The sequence below is a fragment of the Pseudomonas khavaziana genome (assembly GCF_036704165.1).
In the GTDB taxonomy this organism is placed as follows: Bacteria; Pseudomonadota; Gammaproteobacteria; order Pseudomonadales; family Pseudomonadaceae; genus Aquipseudomonas; species Aquipseudomonas khavaziana.
Genome location: NZ_CP129946.1, coordinates 2854027 through 2876156, shown reverse-complemented (window position 1 = coordinate 2876156; position 22130 = coordinate 2854027). Strand labels below are relative to the sequence as shown.

The 22130-nt window shown below is 61.0% G+C and carries 21 protein-coding genes; 6 read left to right on the top strand and 15 right to left on the bottom strand.

Going from position 1 to position 22130, the window contains the following annotated elements:
- The first annotated feature begins 8 nt into the window (after nucleotides 1-8).
- Nucleotides 9-239, top strand: coding sequence for a hypothetical protein (locus tag QYQ93_RS12750; RefSeq protein ID WP_034120023.1), 231 nt, complete (start codon nucleotides 9-11; stop codon nucleotides 237-239).
- A 69-nt stretch (nucleotides 240-308) separates the two neighbouring features.
- On the top strand, nucleotides 309-551 hold the full coding sequence (locus QYQ93_RS12745; RefSeq protein ID WP_043050582.1) for a DUF2789 domain-containing protein: 243 nt from the start codon (nucleotides 309-311) through the stop codon (nucleotides 549-551).
- Nucleotide 552: 1 nt separating this feature from the next.
- Here the strand turns inward: QYQ93_RS12745 and QYQ93_RS12740 are convergent, their stop codons facing one another.
- From QYQ93_RS12740 to QYQ93_RS12680, 13 genes are all read right to left on the bottom strand, one after another.
- Nucleotides 553-756, bottom strand: a complete 204-nt coding sequence (locus QYQ93_RS12740; protein WP_338477106.1) for a hypothetical protein — start codon at nucleotides 754-756, stop codon at nucleotides 553-555.
- A 199-nt stretch (nucleotides 757-955) separates the two neighbouring features.
- On the bottom strand, nucleotides 956-1360 hold the full coding sequence (locus QYQ93_RS12735; RefSeq protein WP_003191666.1) for a TraR/DksA family transcriptional regulator: 405 nt from the start codon (nucleotides 1358-1360) through the stop codon (nucleotides 956-958).
- 423 nt (nucleotides 1361-1783) lie between these two features.
- Entirely contained in the window at nucleotides 1784-2806 is a 1023-nt protein-coding gene (locus QYQ93_RS12730; protein WP_003191668.1) for an ABC transporter permease, read from the bottom strand.
- A 26-nt stretch (nucleotides 2807-2832) separates the two neighbouring features.
- Entirely contained in the window at nucleotides 2833-4386 is a 1554-nt protein-coding gene (locus tag QYQ93_RS12725) for a sugar ABC transporter ATP-binding protein (protein ID WP_043050581.1), read from the bottom strand.
- A gap of 65 nt (nucleotides 4387-4451) precedes the next feature.
- Nucleotides 4452-5387, bottom strand: coding sequence for a sugar ABC transporter substrate-binding protein (locus tag QYQ93_RS12720; RefSeq protein ID WP_043050580.1), 936 nt, complete (start codon nucleotides 5385-5387; stop codon nucleotides 4452-4454).
- Between the two features lie 49 nt (nucleotides 5388-5436).
- Nucleotides 5437-5613 carry a hypothetical protein gene (locus tag QYQ93_RS12715; protein WP_164484431.1) on the bottom strand — a complete coding sequence of 59 codons (177 nt, stop codon included), beginning with the start codon at nucleotides 5611-5613 and terminating at the stop codon, nucleotides 5437-5439.
- 128 nt (nucleotides 5614-5741) lie between these two features.
- Nucleotides 5742-6770 (bottom strand): Gfo/Idh/MocA family protein, encoded by a 1029-nt coding sequence (locus QYQ93_RS12710; protein WP_338477105.1) that lies wholly within the window; start codon nucleotides 6768-6770, stop codon nucleotides 5742-5744.
- Nucleotides 6771-6925: 155 nt separating this feature from the next.
- Nucleotides 6926-7951 (bottom strand): Gfo/Idh/MocA family protein, encoded by a 1026-nt coding sequence (locus QYQ93_RS12705; protein ID WP_043050578.1) that lies wholly within the window; start codon nucleotides 7949-7951, stop codon nucleotides 6926-6928.
- 19 nt (nucleotides 7952-7970) lie between these two features.
- Nucleotides 7971-9902 carry a 3D-(3,5/4)-trihydroxycyclohexane-1,2-dione acylhydrolase (decyclizing) gene (iolD, locus tag QYQ93_RS12700; protein ID WP_338477104.1) on the bottom strand — a complete coding sequence of 644 codons (1932 nt, stop codon included), beginning with the start codon at nucleotides 9900-9902 and terminating at the stop codon, nucleotides 7971-7973.
- Between the two features lie 10 nt (nucleotides 9903-9912).
- Entirely contained in the window at nucleotides 9913-10728 is an 816-nt protein-coding gene (locus tag QYQ93_RS12695; RefSeq protein ID WP_043050576.1) for a TIM barrel protein, read from the bottom strand.
- Between the two features lie 25 nt (nucleotides 10729-10753).
- Complete coding sequence (iolB, locus tag QYQ93_RS12690) at nucleotides 10754-11542, bottom strand: 5-deoxy-glucuronate isomerase (protein WP_338477103.1); 789 nt, start codon at nucleotides 11540-11542, stop codon at nucleotides 10754-10756.
- A gap of 3 nt (nucleotides 11543-11545) precedes the next feature.
- Complete coding sequence (gene iolE / locus QYQ93_RS12685) at nucleotides 11546-12433, bottom strand: myo-inosose-2 dehydratase (protein ID WP_043050574.1); 888 nt, start codon at nucleotides 12431-12433, stop codon at nucleotides 11546-11548.
- Between the two features lie 165 nt (nucleotides 12434-12598).
- Entirely contained in the window at nucleotides 12599-14536 is a 1938-nt protein-coding gene (locus QYQ93_RS12680) for a bifunctional 5-dehydro-2-deoxygluconokinase/5-dehydro-2-deoxyphosphogluconate aldolase (RefSeq protein ID WP_338477102.1), read from the bottom strand.
- Between the two features lie 284 nt (nucleotides 14537-14820).
- Between QYQ93_RS12680 and QYQ93_RS12675 the strand changes: the two genes are divergently transcribed.
- A complete protein-coding gene (locus tag QYQ93_RS12675) occupies nucleotides 14821-15729 on the top strand; it encodes a MurR/RpiR family transcriptional regulator (protein ID WP_043050572.1) in 909 nt (302 codons plus the stop codon).
- A gap of 106 nt (nucleotides 15730-15835) precedes the next feature.
- On the opposite strand, the gene QYQ93_RS12670 is transcribed toward QYQ93_RS12675, so the two are convergent.
- Nucleotides 15836-17248, bottom strand: a complete 1413-nt coding sequence (locus QYQ93_RS12670; RefSeq protein ID WP_338477101.1) for a PLP-dependent aminotransferase family protein — start codon at nucleotides 17246-17248, stop codon at nucleotides 15836-15838.
- 93 nt (nucleotides 17249-17341) lie between these two features.
- Between QYQ93_RS12670 and QYQ93_RS12665 the strand changes: the two genes are divergently transcribed.
- Nucleotides 17342-18577, top strand: a complete 1236-nt coding sequence (locus QYQ93_RS12665; RefSeq protein ID WP_338477100.1) for a multidrug effflux MFS transporter — start codon at nucleotides 17342-17344, stop codon at nucleotides 18575-18577.
- Between the two features lie 101 nt (nucleotides 18578-18678).
- Here the strand turns inward: QYQ93_RS12665 and QYQ93_RS12660 are convergent, their stop codons facing one another.
- On the bottom strand, nucleotides 18679-19584 hold the full coding sequence (locus QYQ93_RS12660) for a hypothetical protein (RefSeq protein ID WP_043050569.1): 906 nt from the start codon (nucleotides 19582-19584) through the stop codon (nucleotides 18679-18681).
- A gap of 410 nt (nucleotides 19585-19994) precedes the next feature.
- On the opposite strand from QYQ93_RS12660, the gene QYQ93_RS12655 reads away from it, so the two are divergent.
- Together QYQ93_RS12655 and QYQ93_RS12650 are read left to right on the top strand one after the other, a co-directional pair.
- Nucleotides 19995-20678 carry a response regulator transcription factor gene (locus QYQ93_RS12655; protein WP_005787712.1) on the top strand — a complete coding sequence of 228 codons (684 nt, stop codon included), beginning with the start codon at nucleotides 19995-19997 and terminating at the stop codon, nucleotides 20676-20678.
- Nucleotides 20656-22047, top strand: a complete 1392-nt coding sequence (locus QYQ93_RS12650) for a HAMP domain-containing sensor histidine kinase (RefSeq protein WP_338477099.1) — start codon at nucleotides 20656-20658, stop codon at nucleotides 22045-22047. Before QYQ93_RS12655 ends, QYQ93_RS12650 begins: the two co-directional genes overlap by 23 nt.
- Nucleotides 22048-22130 lie beyond the last annotated feature (83 nt).

The window sequence follows — 22130 nt, the reverse complement described above, 5'->3', positions numbered from 1 at the left end:
GGCTATACGTGACGGAATTTGATATTGGCGAATTTTTTATCCACGGCGATGCCAGGGAAGTAGACGGAGAGTTTCAAGCAGTTATCGTAATGCGTGCCAAACCACCCTTGACCACCGTCACTACGCATCAGGTAGAAAAGGACCGCTGGTTCAAAACCGTGGACGCCGCTGCCAGCGCCGCGAAGGATGCCGCCAAGGCGCTCAAGGCAGCCGTGGATTCAGGGGCGCTCACTTCCTGACAATCTGATAGAACTCTGCCGCGCCCCAAGCCTCCCATGCATACACATCTGAACTGCATGGAGTACGACATGGATACCACCACCCCCACGCTCGAAACCTTGTTCGATCAACTGGGCCTTGACTCGAGCCAGGAGGCCATCGAGCGCTTTACCGCCGAGCATCGCCTGCCGGATGATGTCAAACTCATCGACGCGCCGTTCTGGAGCGAACAACAGGCGAGATTCCTCAAGGAACAATTGCATGTAGATGCCGAATGGGCGCCTGCGGTGGATGACCTCAACGCACTGTTGCACGAATCGCCCAAGGAATAATTCAATGCAGGCTGTCTGACTGTTCCATGCGCACCAGCGCTTGCCAGGCAGTCCTGCACTCCTCGGCCTCATCGCGGCTGGCGAAGGCGGTACCGCGCTGCTCACCATTGAGCAATACCACCCAGCAGGCTCTCTGGCCCAAGGCACGCAGGGTCTCAGGTACGCCACTGCCGATCATTACGGCCACATCGACTTTGTTTTGCATGGAGCTTCTCCGCAGCATTAGTTAGCTTGCTAACAATGTTGGCCATGCTACGGTTTTATTCCAGTTGGAAAAAGCTATCTTCGGAATAGCTTCATTGCATAAACAGCAACAATCCACGCGCTGGACGCGGCCGGATGCTCTCGCGATGCTGTTGCAGGCGGGGCGGCCGGCTCACTGGCAGGCGCCCCCCTCACCCGTGTCAGGCTTGACGCTGGTGCTTGTCGATCTGCTCGTGGCGCTCTTGCGCTTCGATGCAGTACTTGGTGGTAGGGCTGATCAGCAGACGCTTGAGGCCGATAGGCTCGCCGCTGTCATCGCACCAGCCAAAGGAATCTTCCTTGATACGCTCCAGGGCGCGCTCAAGCTGCGGCAGCATGCGCTGGTCGCGATCGATGGCATTTACCAGCCAGGTACGCTCTTCTTCCACGGAAGCGGCGTCAGCCGGGTCGGCCGGGGTGTCCAGGCTTTCAATGGCGATGCGGTTCTGTTCAATGCGCTCGTGGTGTTCCACTTTCATGTCTTGCAGCAACTTCTCGAAAAAAGCGTGCTGTTCGGCATTCATGTAGTCATCCGCCGGCATGGCCAGCAACTTTTCCTTTGTCATTGATTTCTCTATAAAAAATACGTGCATTAAGGCGAATAAGGGAGCGTTCCGGCAGGCCTCTGCAGGTCTCGGAAGGGCGCCGTCCATTTCAAGCGCCACCCGGCACTCAATTTACGAGGGGCGGCAGTCTAAGGCCGACTTGAGGGCGCAGCAACTGAAAAGACAGGCATTTTTTCCCAATTAACCCCCAAAGGCACCAGGACGGGCTTGGCGAACGGTCATCGGAGTGCGTTTATAGCAAGAAATTCAAGTTTGTGGAGCTATATAGAAGACAAACGGTTGAAAGTGGCTGCTCCCGGACTAAATGTGGGAGGGGGCTTGCTCCCGATAGCGGTGTATCAGCTTGCATATGCATTGACTGAACCCGCGCTATCGGGAGCAAGCCCCCTCCCACATTTGATCTGATTCGGCCCTTGGATTCACTCAGCGCTTGAGCTTGCGCTTGTTGCGGTACTGGTCGATCACCACCGCCACCACGATGATCAGGCCTTTGATGATGTCCTGGATATACGCGTCAACGCCGACGAAGGTAAACCCACTGGCCATCACGCCGAGGATCAGCGCGCCGATCACGGTGCCGGTGATGCGCCCTACCCCGCCCGCCAGGCTGGTGCCGCCGATCACCGCTGCGGCGATCGCATCCAGCTCATAGGACATGCCCATGCCCGCCTGGCCGGTAGCCGCACGTGCCGAAGCCACCACGCCGGCCAGGCCCGCCAGCAGGCCGGCGATGCTGTAGACGATGATCAAGTGGCGCTTGACGTTGATCCCTGAGGTGCGTGCCGCCTGCATGTTGCCGCCGATGGCGTAGGTATACTTGCCGTACTTGGTGTAGCGCAGGGCGATATGGAAGATCACTGCCACCACCAGGAAGATAATCACCGGCATCGCGCCATGGCCGATAGCCGTGTAGGAATCCGAGAGCATGCTCACCGGCTGGCCTTCGGTGTAATAACGCGCCAGGCCACGGGCCGAGACCATCATGCCCAGGGTTGCGATAAACGGCGGGATGCCGGTGACCGCGATGATGCTGCCGTTGATTGCCCCGGCCAGCAGCCCCACGCCCAAGCCCATCGCCACCGGGATCCACACCGGCAAATCGGTGAGGGACGGAAACACCGCCCGGGAAAAGTCGGAGGTCTGCGCCAGGCTCGCGGCGATCATTGCTGACAAGGCCAGTACCGAGCCGGAAGACAGGTCGATCCCCGTGGTGATGATCACCTGGGTCACACCGATGGCCAGCAGGCCGATGATCGATACTTGCAGGATCATCAGCACCAGGCGCTGGGAGTTCATCAAGAAGCTCTGGTCGCGCACGATCCAGCCAAACAGTTCAAACACCAGGCCGATGCCGATCAGCACCAGGAAGATGCTCAGCTCGGTAGGCATGCGTCGACGGTTCTTGACCGGTGCCGTCGCCGGCTTGTTGTCTGTTATTGCGTTCATAACCCATCACCTTCTTATTCTGTAGATCAGTGGACCGCGGTCATGCCGGAAGCCAGCTGCATGACTTTTTCCTGGGTGGCCTCAGCGCGATCCAGGGTGCCCATCAGTTCGCCTTCGTGCATGACCATCACCCGGTCGCTCATGCCGAGTACTTCGGGCAGTTCGGAAGAAATCATGATCACCGCCATGCCTTCGCTGGCGAGGAAAGCGATCAAGCGATAGATCTCGGCCTTGGCGCCCACATCGATGCCGCGGGTCGGCTCGTCGAGGATCAGCAGACGTGGGTTGGTCATCAGCCAGCGCGCCAGCAAGGCCTTTTGCTGGTTGCCGCCGGACAAGGTGTCTATGCATTGTTCCAGGGACGGAGTTTTCACCCGCAGCTTCTTGCACATGTCTTCACACAACGCACGCAGGGCTTTCTGCTGGATGAAGCCGTTGCCCGAATAGTGCGGCAACACCGCCATTTCCATGTTCTCCAGTACCGACAGGCACGGGAACAGGCCACTGAGCTTGCGGTCCTCGGTCAACAGCGCAAAGCCTTTCTCGATGGCCATGTGCGGGTCGGTTATACGCACCGCCTGGCCGTCAAGGGTGATTTGCCCACTGGTGCTTGGGGTGATGCCAAAAATGGTTTCTGCCACATTGGTGCGTCCGGAGCCCATCAGCCCGGCGATGCCGAGGATTTCCCCGGCGTGCAGGTCGAACGATACATCCTTGAACACACCGTCCAGGCTCAGGTCGCGCACCGACAGCAGCAGCTCACCAATGGGCGTCTCGCGCACCGGGAACAACTGGCTCAACTCACGCCCTACCATCATTGAGATCAGGCTGTCGCTGTTCATGCTGTCGGCACGTTGCAAGCCGATGTACTGGCCGTCGCGGAACACCGCCACTTCATCGGCGATGGCGAACACTTCGTTCATCTTGTGCGTGATATAGACGATGCCTTTGCCCTGGGACTTGAGGTCGGCAATGATCGAAAACAGGTGGGCCACCTCCTTTTCGGTGATCGCCGAGGTGGGCTCATCCATGATCAGGATGTCGGAGTCATAGGACACTGCCTTGGCAATCTCGACCATCTGCCGCTCGGCGATGCTCAAGTTGCCGACCTGTTCTTCCGGGTCGAGGTTGATGCGCAGGCGCGCCAGCAACTCGGCGGTGCAGCGGTGCATTTCGCGGTGGTTGACCATGTGCAGGCTGTTGAGCTGCTCGCGGCCGATCCAGATGTTCTCGGCGATGCTCATGTGCGGCATCAGGTTGAGTTCCTGGTGGATCATCGCGATCCCGGCCTTCTGTGCCGCCAGCGGTGTTTCAAACACGATAGGCTTGCCGCGCAGGCGGATTTCCCCAGCGTCGGGCTGATAGATACCGGCGATGATTTTCATCAAGGTCGACTTGCCCGCACCGTTCTCGCCCATCAGCGCCAGCACCGTGCCAGGACGCACACGCAGTTGTACGTCGGCCAGGGCCACGACGCCGGGAAAGCCTTTGCTGATGTTGACGATTTCCAACAGGTAGGGTTCGTCCGGCGGCAACGGCTGGATACCGGGAGGCTGCGAAACAGCGGCATGAGCGAGCATAAGGCGGTACTCCATCAGCAGGGCGGGCACGACCGCCCTGCCGGTTCATTGTTGTGATGTGAGGACTACTTGAACTGGGCGACGTTTTCCGGAGTAATCAGCTGGAACGGAATGATCACGTTCTGCTCGACCGGCTCGTTCCTGGCCATCTTGCGCGCCGCCTCCACCGAACCCACGGCCTGACCCTTGGCGTCCTGGAACGCGGAGGCGGCCATGTCGCCCTTGGTGATTGCATTCAAGCCGTCCGGCGTACCGTCGACACCCGCGATCAGCACGCTGCCCTTTTCCTTGCCGGCCGATCTCAGCGCCATGGATGCGCCAATGGCCATCTCATCGTTGTTGGCCAGCACTGCATTGAACTCGCGGCCCTGGGTCAGCCAGTCGTTGACCAGGGTCATGCCCTTGTCCCGCAGCCAGATACCGGTCTGTTCCTGTTCGATCTTGATGTCCGGGTACTTGGCGAGTACTTCCTTCACGCCCTTGGTGCGGTTGGTGGTGGAGTTGTTCGCCAGGTCGCCGAGCAGGATCACGATCTTGCCCTTGCCACCGAGTTTCTCAGCGATGTACTGCATTTGCAGGCGGCCGGCCTCAACGTCATCGGACGTCACCGCCACCACGTCCTTGGGCAGGTCTTTCTGGTCGGGCCGGCGGTTGACGAACACCAGCGGAATGCCCGCCTTGGTCGCGGCACTGATGATGTTCTTGGTCGAGGCGGTATCGACCGGGTTGACGATAATGGCGTCGACTTTCTGGCTGATGAAGTTCTCGACCTGGCTCAGTTGCTTGACCACATCGGCACGGGCATCTTCGAACTGCAGTTGCACGCCATCGCCCTTGGGGTAGGACTTGGCTTGCTTGTCCATGTCTTCGCGCAGGTAAGTAAGGAAGGTGTCATCGAACGCGGACATCGTGACGCCCACCTTGAGATCGGCGGCGCCGGCAACACCACTGGCCAGCAGCATGGACAGGGCCAGCGCGGTAAAACGGATCGGGGTCTTCATGAACGGTCTGTCTCCACTTTCTTGTTGGTTTTTTTGGACGTTGCGTTGATCAGGCCTCGGCCGGCACTCGCACCACCGGCGCGCCTGGAATGCAGCAGAGCAGCGCGCCCTGGTTTTCGACGCACAGCACATTGAGGAAGGAGAAGTAGAACGGCCGGGCGCGGGGCAGGCCGCGAGGCGTTTGGGCGGGGCGTAAAACTCGCAGTACAGCGTTGAAGATTTTCATCTGACGGTACCTGGTTGTTTTTGATCTTGTTTTTGTTGAGTCGCCCCAAACGTGTGCGGGACGGACTTTATGCAACCTGGAAAAGACTTTATTGGAAAATAATTTCCATATCAACCTGTTTTAGAATTTTATTCTATTTTTGTCGAAACCACCTGCTGGCGCTCGGCACTCAGGCGCGCGGCGTCCAATATACGGGTGGTTTCCAGCGCATCATAGGCGCTTACCGGCAGTGGCCCCTGGCCCTGCACAGCTGCTTGCAATTGGCGATAGAACTGGGTCCAGCAGCCCTTCTCCGACGGCACCCGCTCACGTTCCGGCCCCTGCTCGAACCAGCCCCAGCGTCGATGTTCCTCGGCGCCCCAGTGCTCGCCTTCGGTCTTCGGTGATTTGCCGGACAGCAGCGCGTCTTCCTGGCCGTCCAAGCCTTCGACGGTATAGCAACCCAAGCTGCCACTGACCCGAAAGCGTGGCGCCTGGCTGTTCTGCAAGGCGTTGCCCCACAGGTGTGAAATCACACCGTTGGCGTGGGTCAGGGAAACAAAAAAACCGTAATCCACGCTGGGGTGTTCAGGGGTGTAGTGCAGTTGGGCGAACACCCGATCCACCGGGCCGAACAGTTGCAGCGCCTGGTCCACCAGATGGCTGCCCAGGTCACGCAGCCATCCGCCGCCACTGGCATTGCCCACAGCCTCCGGGCTGTAGCGCTCCACGCGGGATTCAAACCGGGTGATGCTGCCCAGGGCGCCGGCATCGATAAGTTTGCGCAGGGTCAGGTAATCCGAGTCCCAGCGCCGGTTCTGGTAGACGCTGAGCAGCGAGCCCTGGCGCTCGGCGGCGATGATCAAGGCTTGGGCTTGTTCGGCGTTGGCCGCAAAGGGTTTATCGCTGACCACGGTTACACCGTGTTCGATGGCTTCCAGAACCAGTGCAGGGCGGCCTTTGAGGGTGGTGGAGATGACCAGGGCGTCGACGCCGGCCTCGACGATCTGGCCGATGGAGCCGAAGGCCTGGATGCCGGGGTGGTCGGTTGCCAATTGCTGGCGACGTTCGGGTGATCGTGTGACCACGCCGACAAACGTGGCGCCTGGCAATGTCGCAATCAGCGGCGCATGAAAGAAGCGCCCTCCATGGCCGTAGCCGACTAGTCCGATTCGCATGCATCAACTCCTTCTTGAACTGAAAACCCGGTCCAAATGTGGGAGGGGGCTTGCTCCCGATAGCGGTAGATCAGATACATACTGGGTGACTGACCCACCGATATCGGGAGCAAGCCCCCTCCCACTTTGACCAGGATCCACCTGTGAGATTGGGGTTAGCCGTAGAAGTGTGGGCGAACCGGCAAGCTCACCGGCACAATCTGCCCGCTGCCCTGGGCTTCAATGCAGGCATCCGCCGCCACCGCCGCCGCATACCCATCCCAGGCCGACGGCCCACCTAGCTTTCCAGCGCGCACGCTGTCTATGAAGGCCTGCAACTCCACGTCATAGGCGCCGATAAAGCGGTCCTTCCAGTCCATCAGGATCGCGTTGGACAGCTTCGCACCACTGCGCAGTTGCACCTGGGACGGCTCCGGCAGCTTGGCGATACCGGTCTCGCCCACCACTTCGCACTGGATGTCGTAGCCATATTGGCAGTTCACAAACACTTCCACGTCGATACGCGTGCCCTTGGCGGTTTCCAGCAGTACGATCTGCGGGTCGCGCAGGTGGGCCAGGGCCTTGCTGGTCTTGCGCGGGAACACTACCTGCACGGAAACGTAGTCGTCGTCGAGCAGCCAGCGCAACACATCCAGCTCATGAATCAGGGTGTCGGTGATCGCCATGCCGGTGTTGTAGTTCTCGCCCACCGTGGGGTTACGGTGCGCGCAGTGCAGCATCAGCGGCTCGCCGATCTGGCCGCTGTCGATCACCGCTTTCAAGGCACGATAGCCTTCGTCATACGGACGCATGAACCCCACTTGCACCAGGCGTTTGCCATGGGCCACTTCGGCTTCGACGATCTTGCGACAGCCTTCGGCGGTCACCGCCAGCGGCTTTTCACAGAACACCGGTTTGCCGGCGGCGATGGCAGCCAGTACGAAGTCTTCGTGGCTTGGGCCCCAGGACGTCACCAGTACCGCTTCGACCTGCGGCGAGCTGATCAGTGCATGGCCGTCCGGGTACACCTCTGCGTCCAGCTTCAAGTCCGCGACCACCTTGGCGGCCTGCTCAAGGTTGATGTCCGTGACCGCCACCACCTGGCTGTTGAGCAGGGTCTGGCTGCAACGACGGATATGGTCACGGCCGATGGCGCCTGTGCCGATTACACCTAACCGCAGTGAATTAGAAAGCAAAGACATGCAAACACTCCTCTTGTTATTAGTACTGCCGGGCTTTTGCCAGGTGTTCATTGAGTTTTTTCGCAGCGGCATTGGTGCGTTCGCTGGTAGACACCTGTGCCACGCCCACCCGCCACCACGACAGGTAGCCGTGGATCATGGTCTTGGGCAGCACCTTGATATCGATCAGGGTCGAGACGCTTTGCGTGCGCGCATCCGCCAGGGCCGCGTCGAGCTGCTCCACCGTGCTGACCTTGTAGGTCTTGCAGCCATAGGCCGCCGCACTCATGGCGAAGTCCACCGGCACCAGGCCACCGTCGAGCTTGCCGCTCTCGGGGTTGCGGTAGCGGAACTCGGTGCCGAAGCTGTCCATGCCATTGCCGATCTGCAGGTTGTTGATACAGCCGAAAGCCATGTTGTCGAGCAGCACCACGTTGATCTTGCGCCGTTCCTGGATCGAGGTGGCCAATTCCGAGTGCAGCATCATGTAGGAGCCATCACCGACCAACGCATAGACCTCCTTGGTCGGCTCGGCCAGCTTCACGCCAAGGGCCGCGTTGATCTCATAGCCCATGCACGAATAGCCGTATTCGACGTGGTAGGTGTTGACGCCCTTGCTGCGCCAGGCCCGTTGCAAATCGCCGGGCAGGCTGCCGGCGGCGGCGACGATGATCGCGTCGTCGGCCAGGCTCTGGTTGAGCACGCCAAGCACACGGCTTTGGGTCAGGCATGAGCCGGTCAGCTCGATAAATTCACGCAAGACTCCAGGGTCCAGGTGGTCGTTGACTTCGGGGACGAACCCAGCGCCCTGGTATTCCACCTGATGCACACGGTCCACTTCGGCATCGAGTTGCGCCTTGGCGTCAGCGATTTGCTCCCCCCAGCCGGAACGGTAATCGCCCAGGGCATCGGCCAGCGCTTGAAGGGCGACCTTGGCATCCGCCAGCACTTGCACGCCGTCGAGTTTCAAGGCGTCGCACGGGCTGATATTGAGGTTGAGAAACTTCACCTCGGCGTGCTTGAACAGCGATTTGGATGAGGTGGTGAAGTCGGTATAGCGGGTGCCGATACCGATGATCAGGTCGGCTTCGGGCGCCAGCAGGTTGGCCGCCAGGCAGCCGGTTTCGCCGATGCCGCCGACGTTCAGCGGGTGGCTGGAAACCACTGCGCTTTTGCCCGCCTGGGTTTCCGCGAAGGGAATCGCAAAGCGCTCAGCGAAGGCTTGCAGCGCGGCATTGGCGCCGGAGTACTTCACCCCGCCACCGCAGATGATCAGCGGCTTGCGCTTGCCGTGAAACGCGGCCAGCGCATCGTCGATCATCGCGGCGGTGGCCGGGCGCCGGTCGATGCGGTGCACGCGTTTTTGCAGGAAGTAGTCGGGGTAGTCCCAGGCTTCGGCCTGTACGTCCTGAGGCAAGGCCAGGGTCACCGCGCCGGTTTCCGCAGGATCTGTGAGCACGCGCATGGCCTGGATCGCCGCCGTCATCAATTGCTCAGGGCGGTTGATGCGGTCCCAGTATTTGCTCACGGAGCGAAACGCGTCGTTGGTGCTGATGCTCAGGTCGTGGAACTGCTCGATCTGCTGCAGCACCGGATCCGGCTGGCGGCTGGCGTAGACATCGCCGGGCAACAGCAACAACGGGATGCGGTTGGCCGTGGCGGTGGCTGCGGCGGTGAGCATATTCGCAGCGCCAGGCCCGACCGAAGCCGTGCACGCATAGATCTTGCGCCGCAGGTGCTGCTTGGCAAAGCCGATGGCGGCATGGGCCATGCCCTGTTCGTTGCGGCCCTGATGCACCACCAAGTCGCCGCTGTCCTGCTCCAGGGCCTGGCCGAGGCCCAATACATTGCCATGGCCGAAAATGGTAAATACGCCGGCAACAAACTTGCTCTGTACGCCGTCGACTTCGATGTATTGGTTATCCAGGAACTTCACCAGGGCCTGGGCCATGGTCAATCGTGTGGTGGTCATGACGCGCCCCTTATGGTTTTTGCAGGTGGGCGATGCTTGCCCCCAAGGCCTGCTGGATATCCGCCAACCCATGCACGCTTTCGGCAAACGGTTCGAACGACAGATAGCCGCTGTAGCCGGTACTCAACAGGGTGTCGATCTGCGCCGCATTGCCGAGGATATCGCCCTCGCCTACCAGTACGCGGTGGCCGTCGCTGATCGCGTTGAGCGGCGCCTCGCGATCTTCCACCCCGGAGATATGTACCAGGCCGGTCAGTTCGGGAAAGAACTCATGCTCGCCGGCCAGGTGATGGTGGAAGGTGTCATGCACCACGCGGAACACATCCAGGCCACCGATGGACTTGATCGCCTCCACCGCCACGCGCTTGCGACGCAGGGCGGATACTTCAAAGCCCAGGGGTTCGACGAAACCGAGAATCCCGTACTCGCGCAGGATGGGCGCCAGTTCGCTCAAGGCGGTGCGCAAAGCGGCGGCGCGCTGCGCGTCGGTGCGCGTATCGCCGGGCTCATTGAACGGGCACATCACCAGACCCTGGGCACCGCATTCGCGGGCGTAGGTGGCAAGCTCCAACGCTTGGGCGCGACGCTCGTCGTTCCACACATCAAAGGGGTACAGCGCGTTGATCGACAGCACCGTAATACCCTGCGCCGCGCACAACTCACGCACGCGAGTGGCGGGCATGCCGTATTCGATTTCGCGGTTCTTGAGGTCGTTGCGGATCTCGATGGCATCACACTTGAGGGCCTTGGCCATCTGGATGAAATCCGCCAGGGCCAGGTCAGGCGCGACCATGCGGTTAAGGGCAAAACGTAGCGGCGACTTCATTGTTGTTGTTCTCCGTCCAAACCGTTTAAAGGTCCAGCAGCCAGCTGTGCTGCGGGTCGTTATGGAAATGCCAGGCGCGCTTGGGGCCGGCCATCACGTTGAGGTAATACGACTCGTAGCCGTACGGCACGCTGACCGGGTGATAACCCTTGGGCACCACCACCAGGTCGCTGTTTTCCACGGCCATGGCCTGGTCGATGCTGCGGTCATCGGTGTACACGCGCTGGAATACAAAGCCCTGGGGCGGGTTGATCTGGTGGTAATAGGTCTCTTCCAGGAAGCTTTGGTGCGGCAGGTCGTCGGTGTCATGCTTGTGCGGCGGGTAGCTCGAGGAATGCCCCGACGGTGTGCGCACTTCCACCACCAGCAGCGAATGGGCCGGCTCGCTGTCGGGCAGGATGTCGCACACGTAGCGGGTGTTGGCGCCTTTGCCGCGCACACTGCGTTTGCACTGCTCGGGGCGGATCAGGCGCGGAGCAAAACCCTGGGCACCCGGGGCGGCGCAGACAGCGATCTGCACATCGCTCAAGGCGTTGACCTGGGCGTCGGTGCCGGGCGGCAGGTAGGCGGCGAACGGTGACTTGTCTTCGAACACCGACTGGCGATCACCGAGGTTCTGCCAACTGAAACCTTCGCCTTCGATGTTAACCCGACCGCTGAGCAACACCAGGCACAACTCCTGATCGCCCGCGCTGACCGGCAGGCTTTCGCCCTGGCTCAGCCGGTAGGCGGCAAAGCCTACGTATTCCAGGCGCCCGGGCTCCAGGGCGACCATGGTTTGCCCGCGTTTGCTGCTTTTGACCAACAAGCTCATCACTCAAGTCCTCTGGTTGAGAAGCGCACGCAAGGTGTCATAACCCTTTTTGGCGTAGATATAGCTGGGCGCCACGGCCGGGTCCTGCTCGGCTTCCACCACCAGCCAGCCCTCGTAGTTCGCCGCCAGCAGTACGTCCAGCAACGGTGCAAAATCGATGTCGCCATCGCCGGGCACGGTGAAAGTGCCGTTGACGATGCAATCGGGAAAGCTCCACATCTGGTTGCGCGCCAGTTGCACCACGGGTTTGCGCACATCCTTGAAATGCACGTGGCAAACGCGGTCGATGTGCTTGCGCAACACCTCGATGGGTTCGCCGCCGCCCATGTAGCAGTGGCCCGAATCGAACAGCAGGCCGACTTCCGGCCCGGTGCGCTGCATCAGCTGGTCGATGTCTTCGGGGGACTCGACGTAGGCGCCCATATGGTGGTGGTAGGCCAGGCGCACGCCTTGAGACAAGGTGAAACGCGCCAGCTCGGTGAGCTTGTCGGCGTACGCCTGCCAGGCCTGTTCGCTGTGAAAACGCGGACGTTCTATCAGGCGAATGCGTGAACCCTGGATCGAATCGGCGACTTCGCCGTATACCAGTACGTTGGCGCCGTTTTGTTTGAGCAGTTCGACATGACCGGCAATGGCCTCGATTTCCTCGGCCACCGAACGACGGGCCAGGCGGCTGGAGTACCAGCCCGAGACCAGCGCCAGGTGATAGGGACGCAGCACGTCGCCGACGCCCTTGGCATCCTTGGGAAACTTGCCATTGAGCTCAAAACCTTCGTAGCCGATGTCCTTGCCTTCACTCAAGGCCGTGCTCAGCGGCGTTTCACCGCCAAGGGCCGGGAGGTCATCGTTGCTCCAAGAGATCGGGTTGATGCCAATTCGGATTGCGGGCATGGCTGCACCTTTATTGTTTTAGCCTGAGATCACTGGGATCAGCCTGTGTGGAAGGGGGCTTGCTCCCGATGGCAGTGGGTCAGTTGATAAATAGGTACCTGATACACCGCTATCGGGAGCAAGCCCCCTCCCACATTTGATTGCATTGCACCTTTAGAACTGTGATTAAGCTCTGGAACTGCGCCAGGCATTGATGAGTTGTTCGAAGGTAGCCTGTACCTGCTGGATCAAGGTCTCATCATTGATCTCCCCCGCCATCCACGCCCGGCTCGGCTCCTGGAAGATCGTGCGGCCTACGGCAAACCCACGGCAGGTGGTGCTCAGGCGTGCTTGCTGGAAACCATCGGCGAGGCATTCGGCGGACGCGTTCAGACCCAGCAGCACCACGCCCCGGCAGTACGGGTCACGCTCCTGGATCAGTTCGTCGAGTTTCTTCCAATCCTCGGCCGACTGCGCCTCGATCTTCCACCAGGCCGGGTAGATGCCCAGGTTGTACAGGCGCTTGAGGCTGCGATACAGCACATCTGGGTAAGTGGACGGGTGATCCTTGGGCGGGATGACTTCCAGCAGCAGCTCATGCCCGCTTACGATGGAGGCCTCGTACACCGCCTTGAGTTGCGCTTCCTGCTCCAGGCGCAGCATCGGTTCGTCATCGGGATGAAATTGCACCAGGCACTTGATGATCTGTTCCTGGGGCCAGGCAATCAGGTTGCTGCCCACCGAGCGGCCGTGTTCGAACGCCAGAGGCCGCGAGTTCTGCACTTCCACCGGGCGTGCGATCCACCAGCCGCGACCGCTGGCGGCGTTGAGGGCATCCTGGCCGAAACGTTGGTCGGCGAGCAGGCCCACGTCGGCCTCGATGCCCTGCTCGCTGAGTTTGCGCTCCACACGTTCGATGGCCTGGATAAACAGCTGCTTGATCGCGCTGATGCGCACCGGTTCCTGGCCGCCCTTTTGCGCCAGGTCCACCAGTTGCCAGCGGTGGTCGAAGGCAAACACGAACAATTGCTTCCAGGCCTTGCGCGGCACCGTTACGCGGTGCAGGCGTTGCAGGGTCACGTCCTGGTCCGGGCGGGTAATGGGCACCGGGCTGCTGAACAGGTACTCGAGCTCGGCGGGTGTCGGCATGGCCGGTGCACAGGCATGGCGCGAAACCACCAGGCCACCGCAGGCATTGGCCAACTGGCTGCAACGTTCATCGCTGGCGTCATTGATCCAGCCGCTGAGAAAGCCCGACATAAAGGCATCGCCGGCCCCCAGCACATTGAGCACTTCCACGCGCACGCCGGGGTAGATCGCCCCGTCTTCCAGCCGCGCAGGAATCGCGCCGTGGATGACCGTGCAACCCTGGGGACCCAGCTTGACTACCAGGGTCGCAGGTGTCAGTTCGCGTACGGTGCGCAACGCGGTGAGCAGGTCGTCACTGCCACCGGCGATGAGGAATTCTTCTTCAGTGCCGACGATCAGGTCGAAACGCGGCAGGATCCTCTGCACATGCTGGCTGACATTCTGGTCGGCAACAAAACGGGTTTCGCCATCAGCCTTGCCCGCCAGGCCCCACAGCACCGGGCGGTAGTCGATGTCCAGCACGCGTTTGACGTTGTGCCTGGCGGCGTAATCCAGGGCCTGGATGCTCGCTTTGTACACGCCGTCGGTGGAGAAGTGCGTGCCGGTGATCAACAGCGCTTTGCTGGAGGCAATAAAGGCCTCGCTGATGTCTTCGGCGCGCAGGGCCATGTCCGCGCAGTTTTCGCGGTAGAACACCAGAGGGAAGGTTTCACGATCCTTGAGGCCCAGCAGCACCAGGGCGGTGAGGCGCTCCGGGTCAATCTTGATAGCGCTGACATCGCAGCCTTCACGGGCCAGGGATTCCACCAGAAAACGGCCCATATGGTCGTCGCCCACGCGGCTCAGCATCGCTGACTTGAGACCCAGCCTGGCGGTGCCGAAGGCGATGTTGGCGGAAGAACCGCCGAGGTACTTGGCGAAGCTGGTCACGTCCTCAAGCCGCGCACCGACTTGCTGCGCATAGAGGTCGACGCCCAGGCGCCCGAGGCAAATCAGATCCAATTGACGCCCACTGGCAAAACGAGTCTGGCCCATGCTGGCTCCTGTTATTTTTATCAGCCTGCGTTGTGCCGCCGTGGCGACGGCAAACGCTCTTGGTGGGAGCAGACTAGAACGTCCAGCGGCGGCAATCAATATTTATTCCATAATTATTTTTAGTGGAATATTTTTTCCAATACGTCAGCATAGCGGCACACCAGCGCCCGTGCATCGTTTCAGCAGGCCACGCGGGCCGTGATGCCGAGGTATTTTTTTGCGCCTACCCTGTAGACTTGCGCCACCCATCAGCGCATCAGACGAACACGCCAGAAGGATTGCCCATGTCCCGCACCGATCCCGAGACCACTCTGGAAGAAACTGTCGCCAGCCCTCCGATCAATGCCGAACGCCTGTTGCAGCTGATCACCGACGAATACGAGAGCCTGCCCCGTCAACTCAAGCGGATCGCCAGCTACATGAGCCAGCAGAGTGACCGGATCATGGTCGACCGCATCAGCGACATTGCCCGTGAATGCGAAGTGCACCCCTCGGCCATCGTGAGGTTCTCCCAGCGTTTCGGCTTCAGCGGGTTCAGCGAGATGCAGGCGCTGTTTCGCGAGGCGTATACCCACAAGACCACGCCGGTGCAGAACTACCAGCAGCGCATCCGCAGCATGATCGCCAACAAGTCGCAAAAGGCCAGCGGTGGCGACCTCGCGCGCGAATGCGTCAACGCGACCCTCTCGGGCATCGAGCGCCTGGGCCTGGAGCTGGACGATACCGCCTTCGAAAAAGCCGTGGACCTGGTGGTCAATGCCGACAACATCTACGTGGTCGGTGTGCGCCGCTCCTTTGCGGTGGCCGACTACCTGGTCTACAACCTGCAGCACACCAACAAGCGCATCCACCTGATTTCCGGCCTGGGCGGCAGTTATCGCGAGCAGATGCGCAGTGTGCGTGCCAATGACCTGGTGATTGCGATCAGCTTCACGCCCTACGGCAAGGAAACCCAGCACTGCCTGCGCATCGCCCAGCATCATCAGGCCAAGACCCTGATCATCACCGACAGCAACCTGTCACCGCTGGCCAAGCGCGCGAACGCGGTGCTTCTGGTCAATGAAGGTTCCTCGTTCGCCTTCCGCTCGTTGAGCGCCACCTTGTGCCTGTGCCAGGCGCTGTTTATTGCGGTGGCGTATCGGTTGGAATTGAAGGTGGACGAGATTCATGAGCAGGTCGGGTTCGACGACTGACGCGCACTACCTGTAGGAGCGAGCTTGCTCGCGAAAAACCCATAGGCATTGCGGCCATCCAGGATGCCCGCGTTATCGTTAACGATCTTCGCGAGCAAGCTCGCTCCTACAGTAATTGCGCCAGGGCCCGGCCGTGGAAGCGGATCTGCGCGAGGGTCAACGCGGTGTAGCCGATAATCACGGCGGGCGGCAACGTCACATCGACACAAAATTTGCCCAACGGCTGCAAGCTCAGCCCGGCGTTGGCGGCGCGGTCACAGAAGTCCGCCTCTTGCACCCCGGCCGGCAACCACAGCACGAAATGCAGCCCGGCCTGCTGGCCACTGACCGTGACGCCCTCCGGCAGGCAGGCAAGCAAGGCATCCCGCCGCGCCTGATACGCCTGGCGCGAAGCCCGCAGATGCCGCACGAAGGCACCACTGCCAAGAAACTCCACCAAGCCCAGCTGGTCGGTTGCGCCCACTGAATGCCCGGTCAGTTGCAAGGTGCGCAGCAGTGGCGAGCGCAGGATCTTGGGCACCACCATGAAGCCGACCCGCAAGCCGGGAAACAGGTTTTTGTTGAAGCTGCCGCAATAGAGCACGCGGTTGTTCGAATCCAGGGACTTGAGCGCCGCCAGAGGTGCGCTGTTGTAGTTGTACTCACTGTCGTAGTCATCCTCCACCACCCAGGCATCCGCCCGGTTCGCCCAGTCCAGCAGTGCCAGCCGACGTGACACCGACAGGGTCACGCCCAGCGGCGCCTGGTGCGCCGGGCTGACATAGGCCAGCCGTGCGTGCTCGGGGAGCTGGTCGGTGTCGAGCCCTTCGGTGGTGACCGCGATCGCCTGGACCCGCGCCCCGGCGAGGCCGAACAAACGCCGCGCCGGTGTGTAGCCGGGGTCTTCGACGCAGGCGGTGTCACCTGGCTGGAGCAGCGTGCGCGCAATCAGGTCAAGACCATGGCGAATGCCCGTGGTGACGATCACTTCATCTGCCTCGCACTGCATGCCGCGATAGCGACGCAGGTAATCCGCGATCAGTTCGCGCAAGGCCGGCAACCCGCCGGGGTGCGCAGCCTCCAGCACGCCGGGACCTGCCGCCAGCAACCCGCGGGAGAGGCAGCGCGCCCAGGTTTTCAGGTCGAACAGGCTGGCATCCGGGCGTCGTGCGACAAAGGGCACGTGGCTCTGCACGCCGGCGTGAGGTAAGTCGGGCTCAACCGGTCGGCGCTGGTTTTGCCTGGCCACCGGGGCGGCGATGAACTGCTCCGGAATCACCGCACACACCCGCGTGCCGGAGCCGGCCACACGCTGCACATAGCCTTCGCTGTGCAAACGGTCAAAAGCGGCCTCAAGGGTGCCACGTGAGACCTGCCAGCGCTCGGCCAGGCTGCGGGTCGACGGCAAACGACTGCCGGCCGGCAACTGTCGAGCCAGGATCGCCTCGCGCAACGCTTCGTAGGCGCCCTGCTGCTTGCCTGCATCCAGCGTATCGGGGCGCGGCAGGTCAAGGTCGGAGGCAGCTTTTCCGCGGCTCATAGTGGTCCAGTCATCCATGGCATAAGTGGTACTGAGGATTAAACCACAAAGTCGCTAGAGTCCGGGCTCTACCCATTGCGAAGAAACCCGCCCATGACTCAACGCCTTCTCGCTCCCTGGTTCTGGCTGACGTTGCTGACGGTCCTGGTGGGCCTGCCGCGCCTCACCCTGGATTTGCATTTGCCCGCCCTGCCCGCCATGGCCGACTACTTCCACACCCAGGACAGCCAGTTGCAACTGGTCCTGACCCTGTACACCCTCGGCTCGGCGATTTCCCTGCTGGTCAGCGGCCCGCTCACCGACCGCTTCGGCCGACGCCCGGTGCTGTTGGCCGGGTTGATGCTGTATGTGCTGGCGACAGTGACCTGCGCCCTGGCCGATAGCCTCGGCGTGCTGGTCATTGCGCGGCTGTTCCAGGCGCTTGGCGGGTGCTGCACCACGGTGATTGGCCGAGTGATCGTGCGCGATTATTTTGACCGCGATGAGCAGGCGCGCCTGCTGGGGTTGATCTCCATGGCGATGGCCGTATCGCCCATGGCCGCGCCGGTGCTCGGCAGCCTGTTATTGCCGCTTTTGGGCTGGCGTGGCTTGTTTGTATTGCTCGGGGGGATCGGTTGCGCGCTGTGCCTGGTGGTCCAGCGCCGCCTGCCTGAGACCCGCCCACCGCAAGTGGCCGCTGCACCGCCCAGCCACTTGCTGCGCACCTATAGCCAATTGCTGCGCGACCGCTACTTCCTGCGTTATGCCTTGGCGATCGGCTGCGCGTACAGCACGTACTTTCCGTTTATCAGCGAGTCTTCGGCATTGCTGCAACGAAGCTTCGATTTGTCGCCGAGCGCCTACGCCCTGGTGTTTGCCGCGACAATCAGTGGCTATATGCTTGGTGCCAACCTGTTCCGGCGCCTGGTGCAGCGGTTCGGGGCCGACCGCTTGATCAGCGTCGCCATCGGCTTGAATGTGCTGGGCAGCATCTTGCTCGCGCTGGCCACGGCACTGCTGCCACAGGCATGGCTGGCCATTGTGGTGCCGATGGTGGTGATCATGGTGTCGGTGGGCCTGACGATGCCTGCTTGCCAGCTCTCTGTGTTGCAGCCGTATGGGGCAATTGCCGGCACGGCGTCGGGGCTGTTCTTTTTCATCCAGATGTTTGTCACGGCGCTGAGCAGTTGGGCCACCGGACTGCTATCGGACGGTACTTCACAGCCGTTGGTGATCATGACCTCGCTTGCCAGTGCATTACTGGTTACAAGCTGGCTGATCCTGCGCAAAACGCAAAGTGGGAGGGAACAAAGTCCCTCCCACCCTTCACCGAGCCAGGCTCGGGTTTAGTGCATGAAGATCGCGATCAGGATGATCAGCGGAATCGGCACGCCGAGGAACCACAGCAATAATGAGCGCATCATATTCTCCTTGAGTGAACGGGCCTTGAATCAACGAACGTAGTTTTCGGTTTCGACATACACCACGGCATCCCGACGGCGACCGCCGAAGGTAGCGGCGAAGCTGGCAAAGAACGCACCGATCAACAACGCCACGAAGGTCCACAGCGAGGTATAGGCAGCGACTTTCGCAGCGGTATCAGCGGCTTGCTTGGCCTTGAGCTTGGCGTCTTCGATGGCTTTACGGGCATCGCCGTAGACTTTGTCGATACGCGCTTCGGCATCGGCCTGGCTGAGGTTGGTGCGCTGGCTGATCAACTGGGCCAGGTAGGCACGGTCTTCGGCGGCCAGTTGGCCGTCGTTGCTCAGGGTGCGGGCGAAAATGCGACCGACCACGGCGTGAGCGGCGTCATCGCTGACTGCGGCTGGGCGGTCATCGCGAAACAGGCTGTCGACGTAGTAGCCGAAGTCACCGCTGTCGGCACCCTGTGCTGCGCTGCCGGCCGCTTGGGTCATGCCACTGGCGGCGCCCGACGCGACGCTGGCACCGGCTTGCACACCACCGCTGACGACGCTGCTGACGGAGCCGACCACCAACATCGCGGTGATCAGTGTCGCCACTGCCCAGGCCAGGAAGCCATGGGCGGTATCGCGAAAGTACACCTCATCGCCATGCATATTGGCCCACTTTACCCGCAACCGACCGGCGATGTAGCCGCCCAGGCCCGACGCAACAATCTGGGTAAAGGCCAGCCAGACAATCGTGGAAATGCCAAGGCCCTTGGCACTGATGCCACTGTCGGCCCACGGCGAAACCGCCGAAAAGCCCAGGCCGAAGCCCAGCAGCACCAGTATCAATGACAAGGCAGCCGCCGCAGCGGCCCCGGCGAAGATCGCCCCCCAGGAAACCCCGGAGAGCGTGCTTGACTCTTGCAGCGTGGATGAGGATGTGATCATTGTTGTTTTGCTCCAGGCATGAAAAATAGTGTTACAAGTCTCAAAAGGGACAGTGCAGGCACCATGCCAGTCGTGCACAAAATTAAAATCCTTATATTTCAAAAGCTTAGGAAGTTTGAACTTATTCAAACCATGCAAGTTGCAATAAATGACTGTTCTGAACGGGCGTTATGCATTCTTCCGCCGAGCACATTTCCCTGTGGGTGGGGGCTTGCTCCCGATAGCGGTGTTTCAGTCGATGAAACCTTGGCTGACACACCGCTATCGGGAGCAAGCCCCCTCCCACATCGAATCCGTGCCAGTCATGAATAAATGGCCTTTCTACTAGATGAAGTTTTATTTAGGAAACATTCAGCAACTTCTTGGCAAAATACCCGCACTTCTAGTGTGAACGCTCACCAGGTAATCCTATGACCCGCATTTTGACCATCGAGGATGACGCCGTAACGGCCCGCGAGATCGTCGCCGAGCTGAGTAGCCATGGACTGGACGTAGATTGGGTGGACAATGGCCGCGAAGGCCTGGTCCGTGCCGTCAGTGGTGATTATGACCTGATCACCCTCGACCGCATGTTGCCCGAACTGGATGGCCTGGCCATCGTCACCACCTTGCGCACCATCGGGGTGTCGACGCCGATCCTGATGATCAGCGCGCTCTCTGATGTCGACGAGCGCGTACGCGGCCTGCGTGCCGGGGGCGATGACTACCTGACCAAACCGTTCGCCTCCGACGAAATGGCCGCCCGCGTCGAGGTGTTGCTGCGGCGCAAAAGCACGGTCAAGGAGTTCGAGACCGCCCTGCGCGTGGCTGACCTGGAACTGAACCTGATCAGCCGCGAAGCCAGCCGTGCCGAGCAACCGCTGACCCTGTTGCCTACCGAATACAAGCTGCTGGAATTCCTGATGCGCAACACTGGGCAGATTCTCTCGCGGATGATGATCTTCGAAGAAGTCTGGGGTTATCACTTCGACCCAGGCACCAACCTGATCGATGTGCACATCGGTCGCCTGCGCAAAAAGATCGACCCACCGGGCCTTACGCCGTTGATCCGCACGGTACGAGGTTCCGGTTATGTCATTGCTGAACCCCTCTAAAGGCTGGCGCTCTTCCAGCAGCCGCTTGCTGGCGCTGTACAGTTCGTTGTTCGTGGCCTGGAGCTGCATCCTCATGGGGGTGCTGTACTACGAGGTATCAGGTTACCTGGGCGATTTGTCGCGCCACTCCCTACTGCAGCGCCAGCATTTATTCCAGCGCTTCGACGGCGAAGAACTGGTGGAAGCCTTGACCACCAGCATGACCTTCGACATGAAGGGCGTGGACGCCTATGGTCTGTTCGATGAGCAATTTCGCCCCCTGAGCGGGCCAATCCGTAAGGTGCCGGCCGACCTGCCTCTGGATGGCAAGATCCATGCGCTGGCCAATTGCGTCGAATCCGACGACCCGAAACTGCCCAAGGACAGCTGCGACGCCGTGGCTACCCGCACCGGCGACGGGCGCTGGCTGGTGCTGGTGCGCGCCAACGGTTCGCTGTTCGGCGTAACCCGGATCATCTGGCACGCCTTGCTGTGGGCCCTATCGTTGACCATCATCCCTGGCGCTGCCGGCTGGCACCTGCTGCGCCGCCGCCCGCTGCGGCGGATCCGCGGGATCCAGGCCAGCGCCGAAGCCATCGTCGCCGGCGACCTGACGCACCGCTTGCCGCTGTCCAACCGCCGTGACGAGTTGGACATGCTCGCCGCCATCGTCAATGCCATGCTCGACCGCATCGAGAAGCTGATGAACGAGGTCAAGGGTGTGTGCGACGCCATCGCCCACGACTTGCGTACCCCGCTCACACGCCTGCGTGCACAGCTTTACCGCATCAAACAGCAAGCCGAGGAAGACTCCGCCCACGCGGTAAAACTCGATGATGCGATAGCCGAAACCGACACGCTGATGGCGCGCTTTCGCGGGCTGCTGCGCATTTCGGAACTTGAGGACCACCAGCGCCGCTCGGGTTTCCTGGTACTCGACCCGTTGCCGTTGCTGCGCGAATTGCACGACTTCTATCTGCCCCTGGCTGAAGAAGGTGAAATGGAACTGGTGCTGCAGGCGCCCGAATCACTGCCGTGGGTGACCGGCGACCGCGCGCTGTTGTTTGAAGCCTTGGCCAACCTGTTGAGCAACTCGATCAAGTTCACCCCGCCCACTGGCAAGGTCATCCTGCGGGCGGTCAATGATATGGGCAGCACCCGCATTGAAGTGCTCGACTCGGGACCCGGAATTCCGGCGGCTGAACGCGCTTCGGTATTCCAGCGTTTCTATCGGGTGGATGAAAACGATCAACAAGGTGGTTTTGGCTTGGGGCTGTCGATTGTGGCGGCGATCATCAACTTGCACGGCTTCAAGCTCGACGTCGGCACCAGCGAACTGGGCGGTGCCCGGCTTGTACTGGAGTGCCGCCAGCAATTGATACCTGACTGAGAACCCGCTTAGGGCTCTTGTAGGAGCGAGCTTGCTCGCGAAAAACCCATAGGCGCCGCGTTTATTCAGGAGAAACGCGTTAT

What these genes read in the sequence shown, in the direction of transcription:
- QYQ93_RS12670 (WP_338477101.1), bottom strand. Translation starts at nt 17,248, where the DNA reads ATGAGCCGCGGAAAAGCTGCCTCCGACCTTGACCTGCCGCGCCCCGAT.
- QYQ93_RS12695 (WP_043050576.1), bottom strand. Translation starts at nt 10,728, where the DNA reads ATGAAGTCGCCGCTACGTTTTGCCCTTAACCGCATGGTCGCGCCTGAC.
- QYQ93_RS12665 (WP_338477100.1), top strand. Translation starts at nt 17,342, where the DNA reads ATGACTCAACGCCTTCTCGCTCCCTGGTTCTGGCTGACGTTGCTGACG.
- QYQ93_RS12730 (WP_003191668.1), bottom strand. Translation starts at nt 2,806, where the DNA reads ATGAACGCAATAACAGACAACAAGCCGGCGACGGCACCGGTCAAGAAC.
- QYQ93_RS12675 (WP_043050572.1), top strand. Translation starts at nt 14,821, where the DNA reads ATGTCCCGCACCGATCCCGAGACCACTCTGGAAGAAACTGTCGCCAGC.
- iolB (WP_338477103.1), bottom strand. Translation starts at nt 11,542, where the DNA reads ATGAGCTTGTTGGTCAAAAGCAGCAAACGCGGGCAAACCATGGTCGCC.
- QYQ93_RS12740 (WP_338477106.1), bottom strand. Translation starts at nt 756, where the DNA reads ATGCAAAACAAAGTCGATGTGGCCGTAATGATCGGCAGTGGCGTACCT.
- QYQ93_RS12680 (WP_338477102.1), bottom strand. Translation starts at nt 14,536, where the DNA reads ATGGGCCAGACTCGTTTTGCCAGTGGGCGTCAATTGGATCTGATTTGC.
- QYQ93_RS12720 (WP_043050580.1), bottom strand. Translation starts at nt 5,387, where the DNA reads ATGAAGACCCCGATCCGTTTTACCGCGCTGGCCCTGTCCATGCTGCTG.
- QYQ93_RS12735 (WP_003191666.1), bottom strand. Translation starts at nt 1,360, where the DNA reads ATGACAAAGGAAAAGTTGCTGGCCATGCCGGCGGATGACTACATGAAT.
- QYQ93_RS12660 (WP_043050569.1), bottom strand. Translation starts at nt 19,584, where the DNA reads ATGATCACATCCTCATCCACGCTGCAAGAGTCAAGCACGCTCTCCGGG.
- QYQ93_RS12745 (WP_043050582.1), top strand. Translation starts at nt 309, where the DNA reads ATGGATACCACCACCCCCACGCTCGAAACCTTGTTCGATCAACTGGGC.
- QYQ93_RS12715 (WP_164484431.1), bottom strand. Translation starts at nt 5,613, where the DNA reads ATGAAAATCTTCAACGCTGTACTGCGAGTTTTACGCCCCGCCCAAACG.
- QYQ93_RS12655 (WP_005787712.1), top strand. Translation starts at nt 19,995, where the DNA reads ATGACCCGCATTTTGACCATCGAGGATGACGCCGTAACGGCCCGCGAG.
- QYQ93_RS12710 (WP_338477105.1), bottom strand. Translation starts at nt 6,770, where the DNA reads ATGCGAATCGGACTAGTCGGCTACGGCCATGGAGGGCGCTTCTTTCAT.
- iolE (WP_043050574.1), bottom strand. Translation starts at nt 12,433, where the DNA reads ATGCCCGCAATCCGAATTGGCATCAACCCGATCTCTTGGAGCAACGAT.
- QYQ93_RS12725 (WP_043050581.1), bottom strand. Translation starts at nt 4,386, where the DNA reads ATGCTCGCTCATGCCGCTGTTTCGCAGCCTCCCGGTATCCAGCCGTTG.
- QYQ93_RS12705 (WP_043050578.1), bottom strand. Translation starts at nt 7,951, where the DNA reads ATGTCTTTGCTTTCTAATTCACTGCGGTTAGGTGTAATCGGCACAGGC.
- QYQ93_RS12650 (WP_338477099.1), top strand. Translation starts at nt 20,656, where the DNA reads ATGTCATTGCTGAACCCCTCTAAAGGCTGGCGCTCTTCCAGCAGCCGC.
- iolD (WP_338477104.1), bottom strand. Translation starts at nt 9,902, where the DNA reads ATGACCACCACACGATTGACCATGGCCCAGGCCCTGGTGAAGTTCCTG.